Here is a 7,880-nt window from a genome sequence, read left to right as displayed (position 1 = left end):
ATCGCCAGCAAGCCGGCTCCGACAAAAGCGCTGTCAGTTCTTGTGCAGCTTGCTCATCAACTCCGCCTCAGCCTGGGTCAAGCCGCAGGACTGAGTCAGTTCATCGACGCTCGCGCCCATTCCGACCAGGCGTGCTGCCTGGGCAAACGACAGGCTCGACGGGTCGCGCTGTTCAAGCTGAGCCAGCTTGTCCGGCAACGGCCCGACCACCGCGCGCAGCTCGTGAAGGTCTTCACCCATGCGCACGCTGCCGTTCTGGTAGTTGTCAACACGTTTACTCAGGTCCTTGATGCGCTGATCGCGCAGCGCATCGCCCTCGGCCTGTTGCGCGGCGATCTGCCGCTGACCGCGAATGTACGCCAGAAACATTGCCAGCGTGCCTGCCCAGAAGAGGAACAGGACAATGACCGCAACCTCAAGAATCAATCAGATACTCTCCAGTTCCGACCATTCTTCTTCGCTCATCATCTTGTCCAGCTCGACCAGGATCAGCAATTCGTTGTTCTTGTTGCACACGCCTTGAATGAACTTGGCGGACTCTTCGTTACCCACGTTCGGCGCGGTTTCGATTTCCGACTGACGCAGGTAAACCACTTCAGCCACGCTGTCGACCATGATCCCGACCACTTGCTTGTCGGCTTCGATGATGACGATCCGGGTGTTGTCGCTGATCTCGGCATTCATCAGGCCGAAGCGCTGACGGGTGTCGATCACGGTCACCACATTGCCGCGCAGGTTGATGATGCCCAGCACGTAGCTCGGGGCACCCGGGACCGGGGCGATTTCGGTGTAACGCAGGACTTCCTGAACGCGCATCACGTTGATGCCGTAGGTTTCATTGTCCAGCTTGAAGGTTACCCATTGCAGGATCGGATCTTCGGAACCTTTTGCAGACGACGCCTTATCATTCATACCCTGACCCCTCGAAAAACCGCCCTAGCGGTGTGTGTTCAGTGCGATGGCAAGTCACTTGCCCCGCGTGTTTTTTATGTCGGTTTGTGCGACGGCTTGCCGCCGTCCATGTGCTTCGCCCCACCGCTGGCGATCAGCTCGGCCAGTTCGGAAACGTCGAGCAACGCACACATGTGTTCAATCACCGTGCCCGCCAGCCATGGCCGTTGACCACGGTGGGTGCGCCATTTGATTTCGTTCGGGTCCAGGCGCAACGAGCGGCTGACCTGATGCACTGCCAGCCCCCACTCGTAGCCCTGAACCGAAATAACGTATTGCAGGCCCTGACGGAAGTCATCGCGATAGCGGTCGGGCATGACCCAACGGGCGGTATCGAGCACTTTCAGGTTGCCGGCCTGGCTCGGCAGGATTCCGAGGAACCATTCCGGCTGACCGAACAGCGGTGTCAGTTCCTGACCGGCCAGGGAATAAATCGAGCCCAGGCACACCAGCGGCACCGCCAGGGTCAACCCGGCGACATCGAACAACAGGCATTCGAACGGCTCGGCGGCCCACGCAGGACGGCCGTTGGTTTCCACTGGCGGCGGCGTGTTGCTCGGCGGCAGATGGACTTCGACGATCGGCGGCACGAGCGCTTGCAACTGCGGTGCGGTCGGCGGTACCAGCTCTTGCAGCAGCGGAGCGGTCGGCGGAACGAGCGCTTGCAGCAGCGGAGCGATGGTCGATACCGGCGCCAGTGCCGGGGCCGGCGCTTCCATCAGCGCCACCGGGGCTTTCACCACAGGTGCGGTGACTGGCGCGGCAACGGCTGGCGGTTTCTCGGCCGGCTTCTGCGCATCGCGCGCCTGTTCTTCAAGCACCGCGGCCTGGAATTCGTCCAGCGCCGCTTCAACCTCGACCACCTCGGGAATCGCTTCGATTTCCGGCGGCAACTCTTCGGTCGCGTCCATCAACAAGCTGTCCAGATAGGACTGGAGCGCAAGTTGCGGACGGGAAGTGATTTTTACCGGGCGATTCATCTCACGCCACCTGCGCAACGGATTGCTGCGCCAGCAAGTGCTTCAGCAGCGCGCGATAGGCCAGCACACCGCGGCTCTTGCCGTCGAATTGCGAAGGCGTCACGCCGGCACGGCTGGCGTCGCGCAAACGCGTATCGACCGGGATGTAGCCTTGCCAGATTTCTTCCGGATACTTGTCGCGCAACACCCGCAAGGTCCCGAGCGACGCCTGCGTGCGCCGGTCGAACAGGGTCGGTACGATGTTGAATGCCAATGGCTGCTTGCGCGAACGGTTGATCATCGCCAGCGTGTTGACCATGCGCTCCAGGCCTTTGACCGCCAAGTGCTCGGTCTGCACCGGAATCACCAATTGCTGACTGGCCGCCAAGGCATTGACCATCAGCACGCCGAGCAACGGCGGGCTGTCGATCACCGCGTAATCGAAGTCCTGCCACAATTGCGCCAGGCTCTTGGCAATCACCAGGCCCAAACCACTCTGCCCCGGCGACTGGCGCTCAAGCGTCGCCAGCGCAGTGCTCGACGGCAACAGGGAAATACTCGCGTGACTGGTGGGCAACAGCAACTGACCGGGCAAGCCTTGCGGCACGCTGCCCCGGTGCAGGAACAGGTCGTAGCTGCTGTGTTCCAGGCTGTCGGGGTCGTAACCGAAGTAGCTGGTCATCGAGCCGTGGGGATCGAGATCGACCACGACCACGCGCTTGCCCGCCTCAGCCAGCAACCCGGCTAAAGCGATAGAGGAAGTGGTTTTACCAACACCACCCTTTTGATTGGCAACGGCCCAGACTCTCATTCGGATTGTTCCTCCCGGTCGATTCGACCGGGAAATAGCTCAACGTGTTAATGCGGGTGACGGAGAATTGACGGCGCTCTCTCGTCCCGGCGACTTGACTGGTGCAGGTGCAGTTTGTGTGCCAGCACGCTTCAACGCGGCATCCGGTTGCGCATGAGCGGTTCCGGTGCCAGTGAGGCTGCGACGGACATCAAGATTTCGTGACACCACCAACACCACACGACGGTTGCGCGCACGGCCTTCGGCGGTCGCGTTGTTGGCCACCGGCTGGAATTCGCCGTAACCCACCGACGCCAAACGACCAGGATTTACCCCCTGCATCGCCAGCATCCGCACGATGCTCGCCGAACGGGCCGAGGACAGCTCCCAGTTGGTCGGGTATTGCGCGGTGCGGATCGGTTGATCGTCGGTGAAACCTTCGACGTGAATCGGGTTGTCGAACGGCCTCAGAATCACTGCAACTTTATCGATGATGTTGAACGCCATGTCGCTGGGCATGGCATCGCCGCTGCCGAACAACAGGCTGGAATTGAGTTCGATCTCGACCCACAACTCGTTGCCGCGAACGGTCATCTGGTTGGAGCTGATCAAGTCGCCGAACGCGGCGCTGATGTCATCGGCAATGCTTTTCAGCGGATCGCTGGCACCGGCGATGCCGGCATCGACCTGTTCGCTGTCCTTGACCAGCGGCTTGGCCGGGGTCACGGTTTTCGGACGCTCTTCACCGATGGGGATCGGCTGGAGCGAACGATCCGAATCGGTGAACACGCCGATCAACGCTTGCGAGATGATCTTGTACTTGCCTTCGTTGATCGAAGAAATCGAGTACATCACCACGAAAAAGGCGAACAGCAACGTAATGAAGTCGGCATAGGAAACGAGCCAGCGTTCATGGTTTACATGTTCTTCAGGTTGTCGACGGCGTGCCATAGTCCATGTCTCCCATCAATCCATGAAGCCCTGAAGCTTCAACTCAATAGAGCGAGGGTTTTCACCTTCGGCGATCGACAGGATGCCTTCCAGCAACATTTCGCGATAACGCGACTGACGCAATGCAACGGATTTGAGTTTCGCGGCAATCGGCAGCAGCACCAGGTTGGCACTGGCGACGCCGTAGATGGTGGCGACGAAGGCCACGGCGATGCCGCTACCCAGTTGCGACGGATCGGCCAGGTTGCCCATGACATGGATCAGGCCCATTACCGCACCGATGATGCCGATGGTCGGCGCGTAGCCGCCCATGCTTTCGAAGACTTTGGCGGCTTCGATGTCGCGGCTTTCCTGGGTATAGAAATCCACTTCCAGAATGCTGCGAATCGCTTCCGGCTCGGCGCCGTCCACCAGCAGTTGCAGGCCTTTGCGCGAGTAGGCGTCGGGTTCGGCGTCGGCGATACCTTCCAGACCGAGCAGACCTTCCTTGCGGGCGGTCAGGCTCCAGTTCACCACGCGGTCAACGCCGCCGGCCAGGTCCACGCGTGGCGGGAACAGGATCCAGCCAACAATCTGCATGGCGCGCTTGAACGCGCTCATCGGCGATTGCAGCAGCGCCGCGCCGACGGTCCCGCCGAGCACGATCAACGCTGCCGGACCGTTGGCCAGCGCGCCGAGATGGCCGCCTTCAAGGAAGTTGCCACCAATGATGGCGACGAACGCCATGATGATCCCGATAAGGCTGAGTACGTCCATCAGATGCACGCCTCGACCAGGTGCTTGCCAATATCGTCGAGGCCGTACACCGCATCGGCGAGTTCGGCTTTGACGATGGCCATCGGCATGCCGTAGATCACGCAGCTGGCTTCATCCTGAGCCCAGATCGAGCTGCCGCCCTGCTTGAGCAGGCGCGCGCCTTCACGACCGTCGGCGCCCATGCCGGTCAGTACCACCGCCAGAACTTTGTCACCGTAGGACTTGGCGGCCGAACCGAACGTGATGTCCACGCACGGCTTGTAGTTCAGACGTTCGTCGCCCGGCAGGATTTTCACCGCGCCACGGCCGTCGATCATCATTTGCTTGCCACCCGGCGCCAGCAGCGCCAGGCCCGGACGCAGGATGTCGCCATCCTCGGCTTCCTTGACGCTGATGCGGCAGAGCTTGTCCAGACGCTCGGCGAACGCCTTGGTGAAGGCGGCCGGCATGTGCTGGATCAACACGATCGGGGCAGGGAAATTGGCCGGCAACTGAGTCAGAACCCGTTGCAGGGCAACCGGGCCGCCCGTGGACGTACCGATGGCAACCAGTTTGTAGGCTTTGCGTTTCGGCGCTGGCGACGATGGGCTGGCTGCGAATGTGCGAGCCGGGATCGGTGCCGGTGCCGGACGAGCAGGTGCGCTGCTGCCATAACTGCCGATGCTGGAAGGCGCAGGTGTCGGCGCGGGTGCAGCGACCGGTGCCGGCGCGCTGTAGGCGCTGACACGACGATTACTGCGCGAGATGCTGAGAATCTTCTCGCACAGCAGTTGCTTGACCTTCTCGGGATTGCGCGAGATGTCTTCGAAATTTTTCGGCAGGAAATCCACCGCGCCGGCATCCAGCGCATCCAGGGTGACCCGGGCGCCTTCGTGCGTCAGCGAGGAGAACATCAACACCGGGGTCGGGCAGCGCTGCATGATGTGCCGCACTGCCGTGATGCCATCCATCATCGGCATCTCGTAGTCCATGGTGATCACGTCCGGCTTGAGGGCCAGTGCCTGATCGATCGCCTCTTTTCCGTTGGTCGCCGTACCGACGACCTGGATATTCGAATCCGCTGAAAGAATTTCCGAGACGCGGCGGCGGAAAAACCCCGAATCGTCCACCACCAGGACTTTGACTACCATAAACACTCCGTTAGGCGGGGGCGAGGCTTCGTCGCCCCGCTCCCCCAGAATCAAATACGCCGTGCGGCGTAACGCTTGAGCATGCTCGGAACATCGAGAATCAGCGCAATGCGACCGTCACCGGTGATGGTGGCGCCCGACATGCCCGGGGTTCCCTGGAGCATTTTGCCCAATGGCTTGATGACCACTTCTTCCTGGCCGACCAGTTGATCGACAACGAAGCCGATCCGCTGGGTGCCCACCGAAAGGATCACCACATGGCCTTCGCGCTGCTCTTCGTGAGCAGCGGAGCTGACCAGCCAGCGCTTGAGGTAGAACAGTGGCAGCGCCTTGTCCCGCACGATCACCACTTCCTGACCGTCCACCACGTTGGTGGTCGACAGGTCGAGGTGGAAGATCTCGTTGACGTTCACCAGCGGGAACGCGAACGCCTGGTTGCCGAGCATGACCATCAGCGTCGGCATGATCGCCAGGGTCAACGGGACCTTGATGACGATCTTCGAGCCTTTGCCCTTGGTCGAGTAGATATTGATGGTGCCGTTGAGCTGGGCGATCTTGGTTTTCACCACGTCCATGCCCACGCCACGACCCGACACGTCGGAAATCTCGGTCTTGGTCGAGAAACCCGGTGCGAAGATCAGGTTGAAGCAGTCGGACTCGCTGAGGCGGTCCGCCGCATCCTTGTCCATCAAACCTTTCTTCACCGCGATGCCGCGCAACACGTCGGCGTCCATGCCCTTGCCGTCATCGGAGATGGACAGCAGGATGTGGTCGCCTTCCTGTTCAGCGGACAAAATCACTTTGCCGCTACGCGGTTTGCCCATCGCTTCGCGATCGGCCGGCTCTTCGATACCGTGGTCGACCGAGTTGCGCACCAAGTGGACCAGCGGGTCGGCCAGGGCCTCGACAAGGTTTTTGTCGAGGTCGGTTTCTTCGCCGACCAGCTCCAGGTTGATCTCTTTCTTGAGCTGGCGAGCCAGGTCGCGAACCAGACGCGGGAAGCGCCCGAAGACTTTCTTGATCGGTTGCATCCGGGTCTTCATGACCGCGGTTTGCAAGTCGGCCGTGACCACGTCGAGGTTCGACACGGCTTTGGACATGGCTTCATCGGCGCTGTTGGCACCCAGGCGAACCAGGCGGTTACGCACCAGCACCAACTCGCCGACCATGTTCATGATTTCGTCGAGACGCGCGGTGTCGACCCGCACGGTGGTCTCGGCTTCGCTGGCCGGTTTTTCCGCAGGCGGCGCGGCTGCTGCACGGGCAGGCGCCGGTGCAGCAGCAGCGGCGGCAGGTTTCGGTGCAGCGGCGGCAGCATGCTTCGCTGCTTCGGCTTTTGGCTCGGGCGCCTTGGCGACAGGTGCCGGGGCCTTGGCGACGGGCGTTGCTACCGAAGAGGCGGCGGAACCGGTGCCGACTTCAGTGAACTTGCCTTTGCCATGCAATTCGTCGAGCAGCGATTCGAACTCGTGATCCGAGATCAGATCGCCGCCAGCCGCTGCTGCGGTTGGCGCAGCCGGGGTCGGTACCGAGGCAATGGCCGATTCCAGCGCGTCGACGGCAAAGTTGCCCTTGCCGTGCAACTGATCGAGCAGTGCTTCGAACTCGTCGTCGGTAATGTCGGAACTGTCACCTGGCGCTTTCGGCGCAGCCGGTGCGGCAGGCGCAGCGGGTGTTGCCACCGCGTCGACGGCGAACTGGCCTTTGCCGTGCAACTGATCGAGCAACGACTCGAACTCGGCATCGGTGATTTCATCGCTGGTCGCGGCATCGCTGGCCGGCAGCGCAACAGCGGCCGGGGCCTCAGCCTGAGCCTTGACGGCGTTCAGCGAGTCCAGCAGTTGTTCGAATTCGTTATCGGTGATGTCGCCTGATTCGGCTTCGGCAGCCGGCTCTTCCACCACTTCAGCCACAGGTGCGGCTTGATCGGCGGTTTGCGGCTCGGCCAGACGGGCCAGGGCTGCAAGCAATTCAGGCGTGGCGGCCGTTATCGGGCCGCGCTCGCGGACTTCGCTGAACATGCCGTTCACCGCGTCCAGCGCTTCGAGAACCACGTCCATCAATTCCGAATCGACGCGACGTTCACCCTTGCGCAGGATGTCAAACACGTTCTCGGCGATGTGACAGCACTCCACCAGCTCGTTGAGCTGGAGGAAGCCGGCGCCCCCTTTTACAGTGTGAAAACCGCGAAAAATTGCATTGAGCAAGTCCGCATCATCCGGTCGGCTTTCAAGCTCGACCAGCTGTTCGGACAGTTGCTCTAGAATCTCGCCGGCCTCAACCAGGAAATCCTGAAGGATCTCTTCATCGGCGCCGAAGCTCATTAAGGGGGTGCTCCTAAGG

The 7,880-nt window shown here is 61.4% G+C and carries 8 protein-coding genes; all 8 read right to left on the bottom strand.

From position 1 onward, the window contains the following. Positions 1-33: 33 nt before the first annotated feature. On the bottom strand, positions 34-426 hold the full coding sequence (locus PMI32_RS26910; protein WP_008024624.1) for a DUF2802 domain-containing protein: 393 nt from the start codon (positions 424-426) through the stop codon (positions 34-36). Further along, complete coding sequence (locus PMI32_RS26915; RefSeq protein ID WP_008024622.1) at positions 427-912, bottom strand: chemotaxis protein CheW; 486 nt, start codon at positions 910-912, stop codon at positions 427-429. A gap of 74 nt (positions 913-986) precedes the next feature. Further along, a complete protein-coding gene (locus tag PMI32_RS26920; RefSeq protein ID WP_008024620.1) occupies positions 987-1,931 on the bottom strand; it encodes a CheW domain-containing protein in 945 nt (314 codons plus the stop codon). Position 1,932: 1 nt separating this feature from the next. Next, positions 1,933-2,721 carry a ParA family protein gene (locus PMI32_RS26925; RefSeq protein ID WP_008024619.1) on the bottom strand — a complete coding sequence of 263 codons (789 nt, stop codon included), beginning with the start codon at positions 2,719-2,721 and terminating at the stop codon, positions 1,933-1,935. A gap of 39 nt (positions 2,722-2,760) precedes the next feature. Further along, positions 2,761-3,651, bottom strand: a complete 891-nt coding sequence (motD, locus tag PMI32_RS26930; protein ID WP_008024618.1) for a flagellar motor protein MotD — start codon at positions 3,649-3,651, stop codon at positions 2,761-2,763. A 15-nt stretch (positions 3,652-3,666) separates the two neighbouring features. Further along, a complete protein-coding gene (locus PMI32_RS26935; protein WP_008024616.1) occupies positions 3,667-4,407 on the bottom strand; it encodes a flagellar motor protein in 741 nt (246 codons plus the stop codon). Continuing rightward, entirely contained in the window at positions 4,407-5,537 is a 1,131-nt protein-coding gene (locus PMI32_RS26940) for a protein-glutamate methylesterase/protein-glutamine glutaminase (RefSeq protein ID WP_008024614.1), read from the bottom strand. The genes PMI32_RS26935 and PMI32_RS26940 overlap by 1 nt, the downstream gene beginning before the upstream one ends. Positions 5,538-5,587: 50 nt before the next feature. Beyond that, complete coding sequence (locus PMI32_RS26945) at positions 5,588-7,861, bottom strand: chemotaxis protein CheA (protein ID WP_008024612.1); 2,274 nt, start codon at positions 7,859-7,861, stop codon at positions 5,588-5,590. Positions 7,862-7,880 lie beyond the last annotated feature (19 nt).

The organism is Pseudomonas sp. GM60, from assembly GCF_000282415.1.
Classification (GTDB): Bacteria; Pseudomonadota; Gammaproteobacteria; order Pseudomonadales; family Pseudomonadaceae; genus Aquipseudomonas; species Aquipseudomonas migulae.
Note: the sequence above shows the minus strand (reverse complement) of the source record. Positions and strands in the feature narration are given on the sequence as shown.

Coding starts and splice junctions, on each gene's coding strand:
- PMI32_RS26915 (WP_008024622.1), bottom strand. CDS start 912: ATGAATGATAAGGCGTCGTCTGCAAAAGGTTCCGAAGATCCGATCCTG.
- PMI32_RS26920 (WP_008024620.1), bottom strand. CDS start 1,931: ATGAATCGCCCGGTAAAAATCACTTCCCGTCCGCAACTTGCGCTCCAG.
- PMI32_RS26925 (WP_008024619.1), bottom strand. CDS start 2,721: ATGAGAGTCTGGGCCGTTGCCAATCAAAAGGGTGGTGTTGGTAAAACC.
- motD (WP_008024618.1), bottom strand. CDS start 3,651: ATGGCACGCCGTCGACAACCTGAAGAACATGTAAACCATGAACGCTGG.
- PMI32_RS26935 (WP_008024616.1), bottom strand. CDS start 4,407: ATGGACGTACTCAGCCTTATCGGGATCATCATGGCGTTCGTCGCCATC.
- PMI32_RS26940 (WP_008024614.1), bottom strand. CDS start 5,537: ATGGTAGTCAAAGTCCTGGTGGTGGACGATTCGGGGTTTTTCCGCCGC.
- PMI32_RS26945 (WP_008024612.1), bottom strand. CDS start 7,861: ATGAGCTTCGGCGCCGATGAAGAGATCCTTCAGGATTTCCTGGTTGAG.